Source organism: Streptomyces tricolor (assembly GCF_002155905.1).
GTDB lineage: Bacteria > Actinomycetota > Actinomycetes > Streptomycetales > Streptomycetaceae > Streptomyces > Streptomyces tricolor.
On the sequence record NZ_MUMF01000502.1, the window covers coordinates 1 to 14,590 of the forward strand.

General features: G+C 72.6%; 16 protein-coding genes. 8 read left to right on the forward strand and 8 right to left on the reverse strand.

Translation table 11 applies throughout. The features are described 5' to 3' along the window. The first annotated feature begins 550 nt into the window (after window positions 1-550). Window positions 551-925, forward strand: a complete 375-nt coding sequence (locus CCN44_RS31455) for a WhiB family transcriptional regulator (protein WP_079081127.1) — start codon at window positions 551-553, stop codon at window positions 923-925. Between the two features lie 157 nt (window positions 926-1,082). Here CCN44_RS31455 and glpX read toward each other — a convergent pair whose 3' ends face one another. Next, window positions 1,083-2,117, reverse strand: coding sequence for a class II fructose-bisphosphatase (gene glpX, locus CCN44_RS31460; RefSeq protein ID WP_059252384.1), 1,035 nt, complete (start codon window positions 2,115-2,117; stop codon window positions 1,083-1,085). 128 nt (window positions 2,118-2,245) lie between these two features. On the opposite strand from glpX, the gene CCN44_RS31465 reads away from it, so the two are divergent. Next, window positions 2,246-2,773 (forward strand): DUF4245 domain-containing protein, encoded by a 528-nt coding sequence (locus tag CCN44_RS31465; protein WP_059252385.1) that lies wholly within the window; start codon window positions 2,246-2,248, stop codon window positions 2,771-2,773. A gap of 70 nt (window positions 2,774-2,843) precedes the next feature. Here the strand turns inward: CCN44_RS31465 and CCN44_RS31470 are convergent, their stop codons facing one another. The 3 genes from CCN44_RS31470 to xseA form a co-directional block, all read right to left on the reverse strand. Further along, the gene (locus tag CCN44_RS31470; protein WP_059252386.1) at window positions 2,844-3,434 is read right to left on the reverse strand and encodes a malonic semialdehyde reductase; all 591 of its coding nucleotides are present in this window, start codon (window positions 3,432-3,434) and stop codon (window positions 2,844-2,846) included. A 138-nt stretch (window positions 3,435-3,572) separates the two neighbouring features. Further along, window positions 3,573-3,806, reverse strand: a complete 234-nt coding sequence (locus CCN44_RS31475) for an exodeoxyribonuclease VII small subunit (RefSeq protein WP_086701460.1) — start codon at window positions 3,804-3,806, stop codon at window positions 3,573-3,575. Next, on the reverse strand, window positions 3,803-5,011 hold the full coding sequence (xseA, locus tag CCN44_RS31480; protein WP_086701463.1) for an exodeoxyribonuclease VII large subunit: 1,209 nt from the start codon (window positions 5,009-5,011) through the stop codon (window positions 3,803-3,805). Before xseA ends, CCN44_RS31475 begins: the two co-directional genes overlap by 4 nt. A gap of 265 nt (window positions 5,012-5,276) precedes the next feature. Here xseA and CCN44_RS31485 point away from each other — a divergent pair, with 265 nt between their 5' ends. Next, window positions 5,277-6,284 carry a 4-hydroxy-3-methylbut-2-enyl diphosphate reductase gene (locus tag CCN44_RS31485; RefSeq protein ID WP_086701466.1) on the forward strand — a complete coding sequence of 336 codons (1,008 nt, stop codon included), beginning with the start codon at window positions 5,277-5,279 and terminating at the stop codon, window positions 6,282-6,284. A 29-nt stretch (window positions 6,285-6,313) separates the two neighbouring features. Beyond that, window positions 6,314-7,060: a polyphosphate--glucose phosphotransferase gene (ppgK, locus tag CCN44_RS31490; RefSeq protein ID WP_059252390.1), complete on the forward strand. Its 747-nt coding sequence runs from the start codon at window positions 6,314-6,316 to the stop codon at window positions 7,058-7,060. A gap of 48 nt (window positions 7,061-7,108) precedes the next feature. Here the strand turns inward: ppgK and CCN44_RS31495 are convergent, their stop codons facing one another. Beyond that, window positions 7,109-7,675: a DUF6542 domain-containing protein gene (locus CCN44_RS31495; protein WP_237481025.1), complete on the reverse strand. Its 567-nt coding sequence runs from the start codon at window positions 7,673-7,675 to the stop codon at window positions 7,109-7,111. A gap of 185 nt (window positions 7,676-7,860) precedes the next feature. On the opposite strand from CCN44_RS31495, the gene ychF reads away from it, so the two are divergent. The 3 genes from ychF to CCN44_RS31510 all read left to right on the forward strand — a co-directional run bounded on the left by ychF (window position 7,861) and on the right by CCN44_RS31510 (window position 11,020). Then, window positions 7,861-8,949 (forward strand): redox-regulated ATPase YchF, encoded by a 1,089-nt coding sequence (gene ychF, locus CCN44_RS31500; RefSeq protein ID WP_059252391.1) that lies wholly within the window; start codon window positions 7,861-7,863, stop codon window positions 8,947-8,949. Between the two features lie 185 nt (window positions 8,950-9,134). Next, a complete protein-coding gene (locus CCN44_RS31505; protein ID WP_086701469.1) occupies window positions 9,135-9,533 on the forward strand; it encodes an Imm7 family immunity protein in 399 nt (132 codons plus the stop codon). 68 nt (window positions 9,534-9,601) lie between these two features. Next, on the forward strand, window positions 9,602-11,020 hold the full coding sequence (locus CCN44_RS31510) for a DUF1266 domain-containing protein (protein WP_086701471.1): 1,419 nt from the start codon (window positions 9,602-9,604) through the stop codon (window positions 11,018-11,020). A gap of 36 nt (window positions 11,021-11,056) precedes the next feature. Here the strand turns inward: CCN44_RS31510 and CCN44_RS46690 are convergent, their stop codons facing one another. Continuing rightward, window positions 11,057-12,067 (reverse strand): SMP-30/gluconolactonase/LRE family protein, encoded by a 1,011-nt coding sequence (locus tag CCN44_RS46690; protein ID WP_107502127.1) that lies wholly within the window; start codon window positions 12,065-12,067, stop codon window positions 11,057-11,059. Between the two features lie 207 nt (window positions 12,068-12,274). Here CCN44_RS46690 and CCN44_RS31520 point away from each other — a divergent pair, with 207 nt between their 5' ends. Beyond that, window positions 12,275-12,724, forward strand: a complete 450-nt coding sequence (locus CCN44_RS31520; protein WP_237481023.1) for a MarR family winged helix-turn-helix transcriptional regulator — start codon at window positions 12,275-12,277, stop codon at window positions 12,722-12,724. Here the strand turns inward: CCN44_RS31520 and CCN44_RS31525 are convergent. Then, window positions 12,687-13,910, reverse strand: coding sequence for a serpin family protein (locus CCN44_RS31525; RefSeq protein ID WP_086701476.1), 1,224 nt, complete (start codon window positions 13,908-13,910; stop codon window positions 12,687-12,689). The two genes, CCN44_RS31520 and CCN44_RS31525, sit on opposite strands and share 38 nt — an antisense overlap. A gap of 67 nt (window positions 13,911-13,977) precedes the next feature. Then, window positions 13,978-14,151, reverse strand: coding sequence for a hypothetical protein (locus CCN44_RS44610; protein ID WP_158103175.1), 174 nt, complete (start codon window positions 14,149-14,151; stop codon window positions 13,978-13,980). Between the last annotated feature and the right edge of the window lie 439 nt (window positions 14,152-14,590).

Sequence of the window (14,590 nt, forward strand, 5' to 3'; positions counted from 1 at the left end):
ACGGCCGGGCCGCCCGGGCGCCTCGGGCGTCGAGGGCTGCGGCGCGGTCGCCGTGGGGCGCCGCGGGGAACCGGCGGTGTGCGCGCAGGGGCCCGGGCAGGGGTCCTGGCTGTTGACGGTCGCGGTGCGGTTGCCGTGGGGCGCCGTGGGGAACCGGCGGTGTGCGCGCAGGGGCCCGGGCAGGGGTCCTGGCCGTTGACGGTCGCGGTGCGGTTGCCGTGGGGCGCCGCGGGGAACCGGCGGTGTGCGCGGGCGCTCCGGCCCGTCGGCGGTCGCGGTGCGCAGGCCCCTCGGGGGTGACGGCTGGGCGTGATGGCCCCAGCGCGCCGCGAGCATTCGGGCGCAGGCGCGCGGGCACCCCGGGATCGACGGCCGCGCGGATCCTCCGACGGCCGGAAACGAACCCGGTCCGGGGGGCGCCGCCGGCGGTCGGGGGCGTGAACGAGCCGCCGTGCGCCCGCGGATGGGAACGCTGTGCATAGGCGCGCGCACAGCGGGTAGGCCTTGCTGCATCGTCTCTCGCTCGCGAAGCCGTCGTCAGGAGTAGACCGTGCTGCAACCGCCGCATTCGTCCCTGCAGGTAGCTGCCGTTCCGGCCCAGCGGGTGCCAGCACGAGACAGGGACCAAGACGCCCCCTGGCACACCGAGGCGGTGTGCCGGCGCGACGAGGCCGGGCTGTTCTTCGCCCCGTCGAAGGAACCGACCGCGGCCCGGCTGTCCCGCGAGGAAGCGGCCAAGCGGGTCTGCTCCCGCTGCCCGGTGATGGTGGAGTGCCGCGAACACGCCCTCCTCCAGCCCGAGCCCTACGGCGTCTGGGGCGGCCTCACGGCGGCCGAACGCCGGGTGGTCCTGGCGCGCCGCCGCCGCAGGGAACTGGACCTGAAGAAGGCGGCCCGGGCGGCGGCGAACCGCCTGGCGGGCTGAGACAGACGAAGAAAAAGCGCCCTCTCCGCACAGAGGGCGCTTCCTCGTCCCAGGGGGGTGCGGGGCCGCGTCCGATCTGCGGCTCCGCCGCGTGGGCGCGACCGGCCGCCACGCACCTGCGGCCGCCGACGCTCCACGCGCCCCCTCCGGACCGGCGCTACTTGGCCCGGTCGAAATCGATCGCGCTGTAGGCCCGCAGCTTCCTCAGCCGGTGCTCGGAGTCGATCCTCCGCACCGTCCCCGACTTCGACCGCATCACGATCGACTCGGTCAGCGCCGTCTCCGACCGGTACCGGACCCCTCGCAGCAACTCGCCGTCGGTGATCCCGGTCGCCACGAAGAAGACGTTCTCCCCGGACACCAGGTCGTCCGTGGTGAGCACCCGGTCCAGGTCGTGCCCGGCGTCGATCGCCCGCTGCCGCTCCTCGTCGTCCTTGGGCCACAGCTTGCCCTGGATGGTCCCGCCCAGGCACTTCACGGCACAGGCCGAGATGATGCCCTCCGGCGTACCGCCGATGCCGAGCAGCAGGTCGACGCCGGTGCCCTCGCGCAGCGCGTACACCGAGCCGGCGACATCGCCGTCGGAGATCAGCTTGATGCGCGCGCCGGCCTCCCGGACCTCCCGGATCAGCCCCTCGTGCCGGGGCCGGTCCAGGATGACGACGGTGACGTCCTCCGGCGAGGACCGCTTGGCCTTGGCGATCCGCCGGATGTTCACCTCCACCGGCGCGTTGATGTCCACGAAGTCCGCCGCCTCGGGACCGGTGACCAGCTTGTCCATGTAGAACACGGCGGACGGGTCGAACATCGCGCCGCGCTCGGCGGCGGCGAGGACGGCGATCGCGTTCGGCATGCCTTTGGCCGTCAGCGTGGTGCCGTCGATCGGGTCGACGGCGATGTCGACCTCGGGGCCGGTGCCGTCGCCCACGTGCTCTCCGTTGAAGAGCATCGGGGCCTCGTCCTTCTCGCCCTCGCCGATGACGACCACGCCGTTCATCGAGACGGTGGAGACGAGGGTCCGCATGGCGCGCACCGCGGCACCGTCGGCGCCGTTCTTGTCACCGCGCCCGACCCAGCGGCCGGCCGCCATGGCGGCGGCCTCGGTCACCCGGACGAGTTCCAGGGCGAGGTTGCGGTCGGGAGCCTCTGAGGGCACGTCCAGTTCGGACGGCAGATGATGATTCTCGGTCATCGGAGCGCACCTTTCTGATACGACGACGGCCGGATGAGGGTATTGGACCCTGACTCTATCGTCGGGCGGACAAAATGAGCAGGGGACCCCACGGATGAGCGCTTGGGGCACCTGCGACGATAGAGGGCGTGGCAGGTTCGAACGGCAAGCAGAAGACGGCCAGGGACATGATTCTCTCCCTGGCCCTGATCGGCATCGCGGCGGCGGTCGTCTACTTCTTCTCCATCCCGCACGACGATCACGCTCCCGCCCTCAAGCGGGTCGACTACAAGGTCGAGCTGGTCGGTGCCCGCCGGGCGGCGAGCTATCCGGTGGCGGCGCCCGAGGGCCTGCCGAGTACCTGGAAGGCGACCTCCGTACGCTTCCAGGGCGAGAAGTCCGACCGCTGGCACCTCGGCTTCCAGACCCCGGACGGCCAGTACGTGCAGGTCGAGCAGTCCACGCAGGACCGCGACGACTTCATCGACCAGGCCAGCCAGGGCGGCTCGGCGACGAAGCGGACCGAGACGATCGACGGCCGTACCTGGACCCGCTACACCGGCGGCCGGTACGACGCCCTGGTCCTCCAGGACACGCCCGGCTCCACCACGGTGGTGGCCGGCACCGGCTCCTTCGAGGAGCTGAGGACGATGGCGGCGGCGCTGAAGATGCAGTGACCGGCGGCGCTCCCCGGTGCGCGAAGAGGCCCCCGGCGGTGCTGGGGGCCTCTTCGCGTGTGCGGGCTGCTCAGACGGTCGTGACGACGTCCTCGTAGGCCAGGCGCGGGGAGCGCGGGTACCAGGCGTCGGGGCCCGGCCTGCCGATGTTGACGACCATCAGCGGGGTGTGGTCGTCGTCCAGGAACTCCTTGCGGACGCCCTCGAAGTCGAAGCCGGTCATCGGGCCGGCGGCGAGGCCGGCGGCGCGGACGCCGACGATGAAGTAGGCGGCCTGGAGCGCGGCGTTCAGCGCGGCGGCGCCCTCGCGGGCCGGGCGCTCGCTGAAGAACACGTCCTTGGCCTGCGGGAAGTGCGGGAACAGCGTCGGCAGCTCCTCGTGGAACTCGTTGTCCGCGGAGAGGATCGCGACCAGCGGGGCGGCGGCGGTCTTCGCCTGGTTGCCCTCGGCCAGGTGCTTGACCAGGCGCTCGCGGGCCTCGGCGGAGCGGACCAGGGTGATCCGCAGCGGGCTCTGGTTGAAGGCGGTGGGGCCGTACTTGACCAGGTCGTAGATCGCCTGGACCTGCTCCTCGGTCACCGGCTCGTCGGTGAAGGTGTTCGCGGTGCGGGCCTCGCGGAACAGCAGGTCCTGGGCGGCGGGGTCAAGAACGAGAGACATGCGTGACTTCCTCGGGTGCGCGTCCGGCCCGGAGACCCCGGACCGGCTGACGGCACGACCCTACGCCAGGTGATGTTCAAGCTTCAACTAAAGCGGTGGGGGTGGTGACCCGCCTCACAACCAGAGCCAGTGCCCCGCTCATTCGCCGTCCCGCTCCGCGTCCTCCCCCTCCTCCTCGGCCAGCGCCGCGTCCAGCCGGGCCCGGGCCCCCTCCAGCCAGCGCCGGCACACCTTGGCCAGCTCCTCGCCGCGCTCCCACAGCGCCAGGGACTCCTCCAGCGTCGTACCGCCCGCCTCCAGCCGCCGTACGACCTCGATCAGCTCGTCCCGCGCCTGCTCGTACGAGAGCGCCTCGTCCACCTTGCTCGTCATTCGCTCACCTTCACTGTGAATTCACCGTCGGCGACGCGGGCCCGCAGCGCCTCGCCCGCCGTCACCTCTTCCGGACCGCGCACCACGTGCCCGTCCTCCCGCTGGAGCACCGCGTAACCGCGCTGGAGCGTCGCCGCGGGCGAGAGGGCCACCACGCGCGCGTGCGTGTGCGTCAGCTCCGAGTCCGCGCGGTCCAGCAGATGCCCGAGGGTCCGCCGGCCCCGCTCGACCAGCGACGCCATGTGATCGGCGCGCTCGTCGATCATCCGGTGCGGATCCTCTATCGAGGGCCGCGCCAGCGCATGCGCCAGCCCCCGCTGCTCCCGCTCCACGAACGCGGCCGCGCAGCGCCGCGCCCGGTCCCGCAGCATCCGCACCCGCTCCAGCTCCTCGCCGACGTCCGGTACGACCTTCTTGGCCGCGTCCGTCGGCGTGGAGGCGCGCAGGTCGGCGACGTGGTCCAGCAGCGGATTGTCCGGCTCGTGCCCGATCGCGGACACCACGGGCGTACGGCACTCGGCGACCGCCCGCACCAGCTGCTCGTCGGAGAACGGCAGCAGATCCTCCACGCTGCCGCCGCCGCGCGCGACGATGATCACGTCCACCTCGTCGATCGCGTCGAGTTCCTTGACCGCCTGCACGACCTGCGGGACGGCGTGCACGCCCTGCACGGGGACGTTGCGCACCTCGAAGCGGACGGCGGGCCAGCGGTGCCGGGCGTTCTCCAGCACGTCCCGCTCCGCGGCGGAGGCCCGGCCGCACACCAGCCCGATCAGCTGCGGCAGGAACGGCAACGCCTTCTTCCGCTCCGGCGCGAAGAGCCCCTCCGCCGCGAGCGACTTCTTCAGCTGCTCCAGCCGGGCCAGCAGCTCACCGACGCCGACGGGCCTTATCTCGGCGGCCCGCAGGGACAGCTGCCCGCGCGGCGCGTACCACTCCGGCTTCGCCAGCACGACCACCCGGGCGCCCTCGCCGACCACGTCCGCGACCGCGTCGAAGACCTGGCGGTAGCAGGTCACGCTGACGGAGATGTCGTACGACGGGTCGCGCAGCGTGAGGAACACGACGCCGGCACCGGGCCGCCGCGACAGCTGCGTGATCTGCCCTTCCACCCACACCGCGCCGAGCCGGTCGATCCAGCCCCCGATGAGCCGCGACACCTCGCCGACGGGCAGGGGGGATTCCGGGGACGTGTTCACAGCCATGCGGCGAGCGTAACGGTCCCCACCGACAGCCCGGCCCCCACCGCGAACGCGCCCCGCAGCGCCGCCCACGGCCCCGCCGCGACCGACCGCGTAGCCGCGGGCGGCCGTGCCTCCCCCGAGCTCTTCGAGCAGGGGGTACCCCCAGGCGGCACGGGTGGGCGCGGCACCCTGCCGGCGCCGGTGAGCGACCCCGTCCCCGCCCGGCGACAGTGCCGCTCAGCCTGGCGATCTCGGGGCCCCCGAACCCGGCCTTACGATGGGACGCATGACCGCTTCGTCTGGCCGCCGTGTCCTGCTCGCCGCCCCCCGGGGCTACTGCGCCGGCGTGGACCGCGCCGTGATCGCCGTCGAGAAAGCCCTGGAGCAGTACGGGGCCCCGATCTACGTCCGGCACGAGATCGTCCACAACAAGTACGTCGTGCAGACCCTGGAGAAGAAGGGCGCCGTCTTCGTCGAGCGCACGGACGAGGTGCCGCCGGGCAACATCGTCATGTTCTCCGCGCACGGCGTCGCCCCCGTGGTGCACGAGGAGGCCCGCCAGGGCCGGCTCGCCACCATCGACGCCACCTGCCCCCTGGTCACCAAGGTCCACAAGGAAGCCGTCCGGTACGCCAACGAGGACTACGACATCCTCCTGATCGGCCACGAGGGCCACGAGGAGGTCATCGGCACCTCCGGCGAGGCCCCCGACCACATCCAGCTGGTCGACGGCCCCGGAGACGTCGAGAAGGTGGAGGTCCGCGACCCGTCGAAGGTCGTCTGGCTCTCCCAGACCACCCTCTCCGTGGACGAGACCATGGAGACCGTCGACGCCCTGAAGACGAAGTTCCCCGGACTCGTCTCCCCGCCCAGCGACGACATCTGCTACGCCACGCAGAACCGCCAGCTCGCGGTGAAGCAGATGGGCGCCGAGGCCGAGCTGGTCATCGTCGTCGGCTCGCGCAACTCCTCCAACTCCAAGCGGCTGGTCGAGGTCGCCAAGCTCGCCGGCGCCCGCGAGGCCTACCTGGTGGACTTCGCCAGCGAGATCGACGAGGCCTGGCTGGAGGGCGTGACCACGGTCGGCGTCACCTCCGGTGCCTCCGTTCCGGACGTACTGGTCGAGCAGGTCCTGGAGTGGCTCGCCGAGCGCGGCTACGCGGACGTGGAGCTGGTCAAGGCCGCCGAGGAGCACATCACCTTCTCGCTGCCCAAGGAACTCCGCCGCGATCTGCGCGAGGAGGCGGCGGCCCTGGTCGCCGAGCGCGGCGGAAGCGGTACGCCCGAGGCGTGACGGTCAGTGGTCCGTCGTAACGTGGAGCCATGCAGATCTTCGGCGTGGACATCGGCGGTTCCGGGATCAAGGGCGCCCCAGTGGATCTGGACCGGGGCGACCTGGCCCAGGAGCGCTGCAAGGTGCTCACCCCGCACCCGGCGACGCCCGACGGCGTGGCCGACGGGGTCAAGCAGGTCGTGGACCACTTCGGCTGGACCGGCCCGGTCGGCCTGACCTTCCCCGGAGTGGTCACCGGCGGCGCCACGGTCCGGACGGCGGCGAACGTCGACAAGAGCTGGATCGACACGGACGCGCGCGCGTTGTTCAGCGGCAGACTCGGCGGCCTCCCGGTGACCGTGGTCAACGACGCGGACGCGGCGGGCGTCGCCGAGATGGAGTTCGGCGCCGGGCGGGGCCGCCGGGGCACGGTGATCCTGCTCACCTTCGGCACGGGCATCGGCAGCGCCGTCTTCGTGAACGGCACCCTGCTCCCGAACACCGAACTGGGCCACCTGGAGCTGAACGGCCACGACGCCGAGAAGCGTGCCTCCAGCAAGGCCAAGGAGGACCACGACCTCAGCTGGGACCAGTGGGCGCGCCGCGTCCAGAAGTACCTGGCCCATGTGGAGATGCTGTTCTCCCCGGAGCTGTTCATCATCGGCGGCGGGGTCAGCCGCAAGGCGCACAAGTTCCTGCACCTCATCGAGGACATCAAGGCCGAGATCGTCCCCGCCCAGCTGCAGAACAACGCGGGGATCGTGGGAGCGGCGATGAGAGCGGCCCAGCACGCCTGACCACCCGGGCCGCCCCGCTCGGGCAGGCTCGGGCGGGGCGGCCCGGGATCAGCCGCGCCGCCGCCGTCGCCGTACCCACCGCACCCGGCGGACGAGCACGAGGACACCGGCGACCAGCGTCCCCCCGTACAGCCAGCCCGCCTGCGTGGCGAGCCCGGTGACCAGCCCCATCAGCCGGCCGGCCGGCCCCCCGCCGCCCTCGGCGACCGGCAGCAGCCCCACGGCGAACGCGATCGGTACGACGACGGGCGCGGTCAGCACGTCCCCGGCCCGCACCCACAGCGCGGTCAGCACGCACACCGGCAGGAACAGCACGCCGTAGACCGTCGGGGACGCGCCGAACAGCAGCTGGTCCAGGCAGCCGAGCAGGAACATCGCCGCGATGCAGAACAGCCCGCTGCCGAGCCCGGTCAGCCGGGGGTCGGGCAGCCGCCGGACCTGCGGCTGCGCGGGCCGCGCACCCCGTACCGGCCGGGCGGTGGTCCGACGCCGCGCCTGTGACGGCAGCGGAGACGACGGCGCCGCCGGGTGCGCCGAGGGTGCCGGGGACGACGGGGGCTTGCCGCGTCGCGGCCGCTCGTTCGGGGGTCGCGTTCCGTGTTGGTCTTGCTCCACAGGGACCAACCTAGGTCTGTTTATGTGCTGAATCGGCCCCCAGACACGCCGAGGGCCGGAGCTCGGCCGGGCGGTCGACGCTCCCGCGAGACGGGCACGCGGGACGCCGTAAACTGGGGGATCGGCCAGTGTCGGTCTCTGGCCCCTGGCAGCCCCTGGCCCACTCAACAACGGGAAGTCGCAACGTGTCGCTCACGATCGGAATCGTCGGCCTGCCCAATGTCGGCAAGTCGACCCTGTTCAACGCCCTGACCAAGAACGACGTGCTGGCGGCCAACTACCCGTTCGCCACGATCGAGCCGAACGTCGGCGTGGTCGGCGTGCCCGACGCCCGCCTCGCCAAGCTGGCCTCGATCTTCAAGTCGGAGCGCATCCTCCCGGCCACGGTCGACTTCGTCGACATCGCCGGCATCGTGCGCGGCGCCTCCGAGGGCGAGGGCCTGGGCAACAAGTTCCTCGCGAACATCCGGGAGTCCGACGCGATCTGCCAGGTGATCCGCGCCTTCAAGGACGAGAACGTCGTCCACGTCGACGGCAAGGTCTCGCCCAAGGACGACATCGAGACGATCAACACCGAGCTGATCCTCGCGGACCTCCAGACGATCGAGAAGGTCCTCCCGCGCCTCCAGAAGGAGTCGCGCATCAAGAAGGACATCGCGCCCAAGGTCAAGGCCGTCGAGGAGGCCAAGGAGATCCTGGAGAAGGGCGACACCCTCTTCTCCCAGGGCATCGTGCAGGGCACCGAACGCGCCGAGCTCCTCCACGATCTGCACCTGCTCACGACCAAGCCCTTCCTCTACGTCTTCAACGTCGACGAGGACGAGCTGACCGACGAGGACTTCAAGAACGAGCAGCGCGCCCTGGTCGCCCCCGCCGAGGCGATCTTCCTCAACGCCAAGCTGGAGGCCGACCTCGCCGAGCTGGACGAAGAGGAGGCCCTCGAACTCCTCCAGTCCGTCGGCCAGGACGAGCCCGGCCTCGCCACCCTCGCCCGCGTCGGCTTCGACACCCTCGGCCTGCAGACCTACCTGACGGCCGGCCCCAAGGAATCCCGCGCCTGGACCATCAAGAAGGGCGCCACCGCCCCCGAGGCCGCCGGTGTCATCCACACCGACTTCCAGAAGGGCTTCATCAAGGCCGAGGTCATCTCCTTCGACGACCTGGTCGAGACCGGCTCGGTAGCCGAGGCCCGCGCGAAGGGCAAGGCCCGCATGGAGGGCAAGGACTACGTCATGCAGGACGGGGACGTGGTGGAGTTCCGGTTCAACGTGTGACCGGCACATCGCTCCACGTTGCCGGGAGTGCTTCAGTGCGCGGTTTCGGGGCCGAGCCCTCTCGTGAGCTCGGCCCCTTCGCCGTTCCCGGATCGCCCGTAGAGGGGCGATCGGTAGGCTCCCGGCGCACGGACGTCGGTACGGTGGCGAGCCGGTGATCGACGCGCGTCCGCTGGAGTGAGGGCATGTACGAGTTCCACGGCTGGTTCGGTATCTCCGAGCACCCGTACGAGGACGACCCGCGGTCGCTGCGGGCGGGGGTCGAGGAGTTGCGGGCGCGGATCGGCGCGGTCCAGTGGTCCGCCAGCTGCAAGGTCGTGCTCGACCGCTTCAACGGGCTGGACGTCGTCACGGTCGTCGGACATACGAATCATCTGGGTCATGAAGCTGGGCAGTTGGATGACCTGGTGGCGTACATCGCGCGCCGCTTCCCCGGCTCCTGGGGGCTGCTCTACGACCGCTCCGACGAAGGCGACCTCCCGAACGCCGACAACGCGTTCCGGGTGCGCGTCATGCGCAGAGGGGTCGTCGAGGAGCGGCTGGATCCGTTCCTCTCGCCGTGCAATCCGGTGATCGAGGACTGAGTTGTCAGGCCCTTCGCACGGGATCGTAAAGTGGCCGCAGGCATGATCGCGGATGCGGGGGAAACGTGGTGTTCGGGCGTCGGAAGCGGACGGTCCAGGGCGAGGGGTACGACGAGCGGTACGACGAGTCGCACGGCGGGGAAGAGGCCGCGGTCGAGCCGTACGTCGTCGGGGAGTTGGACGATCACGACGAGGCGTTGCCGAACATTCCGGTGCCCGACGAGCCCGGGGCCTGGCAGGCGCCCGATGTGCTGGAGCAGCGGCTGTACGAGCTGGTGAGCCGGCATGCCGCGGTCGAGTGGGAGGACGAGGAAGCCGAGGACGACGCGCGGGGGGCGCTGACCCTCGCCTATCTGGAGGCGCTCGCCGGCGAGCTGGTGTACGTGCCGTTCCGGCGGGAGGAGACCTCGCCGGACCCCCGCGAGCGCACCTTCCACGTCTACGACACCTCGGTCGGGAGAATCGTCGCCGTGTACACCCGCGGCCTGCTCCCGCGCCCCCACCCCTACCTGGTCTTCGAGTCGTACACGCTGCGCGACCTGGCCGACGACCTGCCCGACGACGTCGACGGCATCGCCGTCAACACCCAGACCCCCTGCCCGATGCTCATGTCGGCCGACGCGGAGGAGCGTCAGGTCTGGCGGGCGTTGCACAACGAGCACTGGGACGAGGAGGGCCGCGCCGAACGGCTCGTCACCCTGCGCACCGGCGTACCGCCCGTCGGCCCGCTCCTGCACGGCCTGGCCCTCGGCGCCCACATGTGCTTCGTCAACGGCGAGGCCTGGAACAACCCGCACTACCACGGTCTGGGCCTGTCCATCGAGCACGAGCGGCTCGCCAAGTGGTGGGGCGTCACCGACCGCGACGAATGGCAGCACACCCAGCGGCGGCTCCTGGACCGCGAGATCACCCCCTGGTACTGGGAGTTCGTCCTCGACGCGCGCACCGCGCTCGCCGAGCGGTACACGGACGGGCGGCTGCAGGCCGTCGACGCCACCGCGTGGCGCGGCTACGTCGAGACGGCTCTGCGGGAGCGTGCCGCCCAGGTGCCGGACCAGATCGGCCCGGACTGGGAGGAGTTCGTCGCGCACGTCGTCGGCCTGGTCGGCAAGGTGCTGCGCTACGAGGGCAGGTTCCGCGCCGACGGCCTGCTCGCGGCGGACGCCGCGGTGCGTTCGGTCGCCGCCTGGGACATCGGCCGCGCCTCGATGATGGCCCGCTGGGGCTACGGCGCCCGCTTCGCCACCCGCGCCGAGATGCGCGAGGCCGTCGTCGAGGCGAGCGAGGCGGCCCAGTCCGCCCACACCTCCTGGCAGGACTTCTCCGCCGGCTACGCACTGGGCCGCTGCCTGCACTTCGACGACGAGGAGTTCGGCGGCTGGTACCAGGAGATGCTCGCCGCCCACCGGGCCCTGTCCACCGATCCGGACAGCCCCTGGCACACCGTCCCCTTCCATGTGCCGCGGGCAGCGGTGCTGGGCGGCTAGCGGCGTTAGCGACACCCCGGCTCCCCTGCCACGAGGTCAGATCCCCGTCACCCGCGCCACCGTGAACGGCGTCTCCGGCACGCCCTCGCCCATCGGGCCGCCCTTGTCGAACTGGGAGCGGACGACCAGGAGGTGGCCCCGGTCGCGGACCAGAGTGGTGGGGATCTGGAGGGCGGGGGTGGTGAGGCGGCGCTCCAGGCGGGCCGTGGTGCCGTGCGGGGACAGGCGCCAGCGGGTGAGGGTGTGGGTGGCGTTGTGGGCGGCCCAGAGGGTGCCCCCGCGCAGTTCCAGGCCGTCGCCGTGGGTCAGGTCGCCGCCGTGCAGGGTGACCCGGCGGACCGCGCCGGTGGCCGTGTCCACCCGGTACAGGCCGCCGCCCGCCATGTCGACGGGGAACAGGAAGCGGCCGGAGGCGTCGGCGGCGATGCCGTTCAGGGCGTAGGCGCCGGACGGCAGCGGCGGCAGGCTGTCGCTCAGGTCGAAGTACGGGGTGAGGGGCAGCCGGCCGCCGCGGGCCCGGGCGGTCTCGGCCGGTGTGACGCGGTAGATCAGCGGGCGGAGGCTGTCCGTGGCGTACACCGTGCCGTCCGCGGTGATCACGAGGTCGTTGAGGAAGCCCCCCGATCCGTCCGGCAGGCCGAAGCGGGCCAGCAGGGAGCGGTCGCGCGGGTCGTAGACGTCGATGCCGGTGGTGTGGTCGATGACCCACAGCCGGCCCGCGCGGTCCACCTTCAGCCCGTTGGCCGTCGTCCGGCCGTCCGTGCCGGCCGGCAGGAAGACCTCGGCGCTGCGGCGTCCCGAGGCGGCGCGGTAGATCTCCCCGGTCGTGAACGAGCCGACGTAGACGTCCCCCGTGCGCCGGTCGAGCGCGATGCCCTCCGGGTAGACGCGGTCGCCGGGCAGTGTGAACGCGGTGGTGACGCGGGGGCCGGTGGCCGCCCGGGCGGGGGAGGGCGCGGCGACGGCGGCGAGCGCGGCGGCGCCGGCCGCCAGGAAGGTACGGCGGTGCAGGGAGCGGGACGTGCGGGACGCAAGCGGTGTGGACATGGAAGGGCCCCCGATCGGTTCTGTCTTCGATGCGATGCGCCTGATGCGCTCATGCGCTCATGCGCTGAGGTGCCTGATGCGATCTTGATGCGTCTGACGCCTCTGACGAGTGATCGAGTGCGAAGCTATGTTAGGGGTCTAATGGTCGTCAAGGTGTTAATGATTCGCCGAGTCCGCATGGGTGTACGTGCCCGTTACCATGCCCGGATGACGTCCATGCCGGTCTCCGAGCGCCTCGGCTCTGACATCAAGCGGGCCGAGCAGGCCCTCAACGCGACCAAGACCGCGGTGCTGAAACCGGCGGGGCTGACCATCGCGCAGTACGGCGCCCTGCTCTACTGCGCCGCCAAGCCCGGCATCTCCGCCGCCGCCCTGGCCCGGCTGTGCGGGGTGACCCCGCCGACCATGAACACCGTCCTGAAGAACCTCCAGGAGCGGGATCTGATCGTCCGCACCCCGCACGAGTGGCACAAGAACGTCCTGGAGACGCGCCTCACCGACGCAGGCCGCGCCGTCCTCGCCGACGCCGACGCCCGCGCCGTACGCGTCGAGCGGGCCCTGGCCGCAGAGTTCACCGACGAGGAGCGGGCCGCGCTGACCGGCCTGCTCGCCCGCTGTGTCAGGGTGCTGGAGGAACAGCGCCCGGCAGGCCCGTGACCTGGTACGGCGCCGGTTCCGTCACCCAGCCCGCCGCCAGCACCAGGCGGGAGTCGCGGTCGACGGCGAGGAAGGCGAAGGGGCGGTCGAAGGCGACCCGGACGACCGTCGTCTCGTAGCGGTACTGCGGCATGGCGCCGGCCGCCACCGGCATGACCGCCGTCACCGCCGCCGCCCGGAAACCGAGCGCGCCGAACTGGGCCACGGCCGACTGGCGGGCCTCCCCGACGGCCAGTGGATACGGGCTCACCCCCGGGAAGTGGCCCGCGTCGGTGTCCGTCGCCGCGGTGAGACCGAACAGGCCCGCGGCCGCGAGCAGGTCGTGGTCGGCCCGCACCTCGTACGCCACCGTCGTCACGTCCAGCGTCCTCGGTTCCGGCGCGGTGGCCGGCTGCTGCTCCACATGCAGACCGGGGCCCACGTGCCCGTGCTGCAACGCCCCGCCCGCGGTCAGCGGCAGCCCGCGCTCCACGACGCCGACGCCGGCCGCGAGCACCTGACCCGGCGTCATGCGCTCCTCGCCCAGGACCAGGTGGACGTCGACGCCGTTGTCCCCGGGGACCGTCAGCGCGGTGACGAAGCCGTCCGGGGTGCCCGCCACCCCCACCCGGTCGGGCCGCACACTGCGCCGGTGCAGACCGCGCAGGGTACGGCCCTGCCAGGGGCCGGCATCGGGCCGCAGCGGCCGTTCCGTGAACGGCTGCCGCCACTGCGTGCGCAGCGCGAGGGCCCCGGCCAGCACCATCCGCGCGTCCCGGGTCAGCGTCACCGGCATGCGCTCGACCAGCCCGCCGGTCCGCTCGGCCGCCCAGGCGTCCAGCCGCTCCTGCGCGGTGACGAGGTCGTCCCCGAAGATCCCGTGGGTGCCGGCGGGCAGCCCGGCCCGCCACTCCTCCCGCAGGGCCAGCGCGTGGTACGTCCACAGGCCGAGCGCCGCGTCCAGGCCGGACACCGATGCCAGGTGCGCCAGCAGCTCCCGCGCGGCGCCGGCCGCCCGCTCGGCCGGCACACCCAGGGCGCCGGCCAGTTCCGCGCGCGCCGGGCCGGCCGCGCCGTCGGCGAGGAAGGCCAGCAGCGGCCAGACGCCCGGCGCCGAGAACACCGTCCCCTCGCCGGGCAGGGCGTGCGCCCAGCGGGCGGTCAGCCCGTTCACACGCCGGACGGTCTCCTCGGTCACCTTGCTCACTCGTCGCCCTTCCACGAGGCCCCCTCATTCCTTGCTCACTTCCCACGCCGGTGCGCCGGCCCGCCCGTCAGGCCCCGGCCACCGGCGCCGCCCGGAACGGAGCGTCCGCGTCCGCCCCGCCGTCCCACCCGTCCTGCTCCGGGTACGGCAGCGGGTCCGCCACCCGGCCCGCCGCCGGCCCCAGCCGGGAGTGCCGGTGCGGGGCGAGGAAGCCGAAGGGGCGGTCGAAGGCGGCGCGCACCGCGCGCGTCGCATCGGCTTCCCGCCTGCCTGAACCGCCACTGCCGTCCCGGCTGCCCATACCGCTCTTCCGGCTGCCCGCACCGGCTTCCGGGCCGCCCGTACCGGCCTCTCGATCGTCCGCACCGAATTCCCGGCCGCCGGGTCCTTGCATCCGGCTGCCCGCACCCCGCGCCCGGCCGCCCGGCCCGGGTCCCACCCGCATTCCGCCCCCGCTCGTGCCGCGCTTACCATGCGGCCAGTCGTACGTCAGTCCAGCCGCCGGCCGGCCGCCCGGTCCCGTGCCGCCGGCGGCTGGACTGACGTACGAATGCGGGTGGGAACCGGGCCGGGCGGCCGGGCGCGGGGTGCGGGCAGCCGGATGCAAGGACCCGGCGGCCGGGAATTCGGTGCGGACGATCGAGAGGCCGGTACGGGCGGCCCGGAAGCCGGTGCGGGCA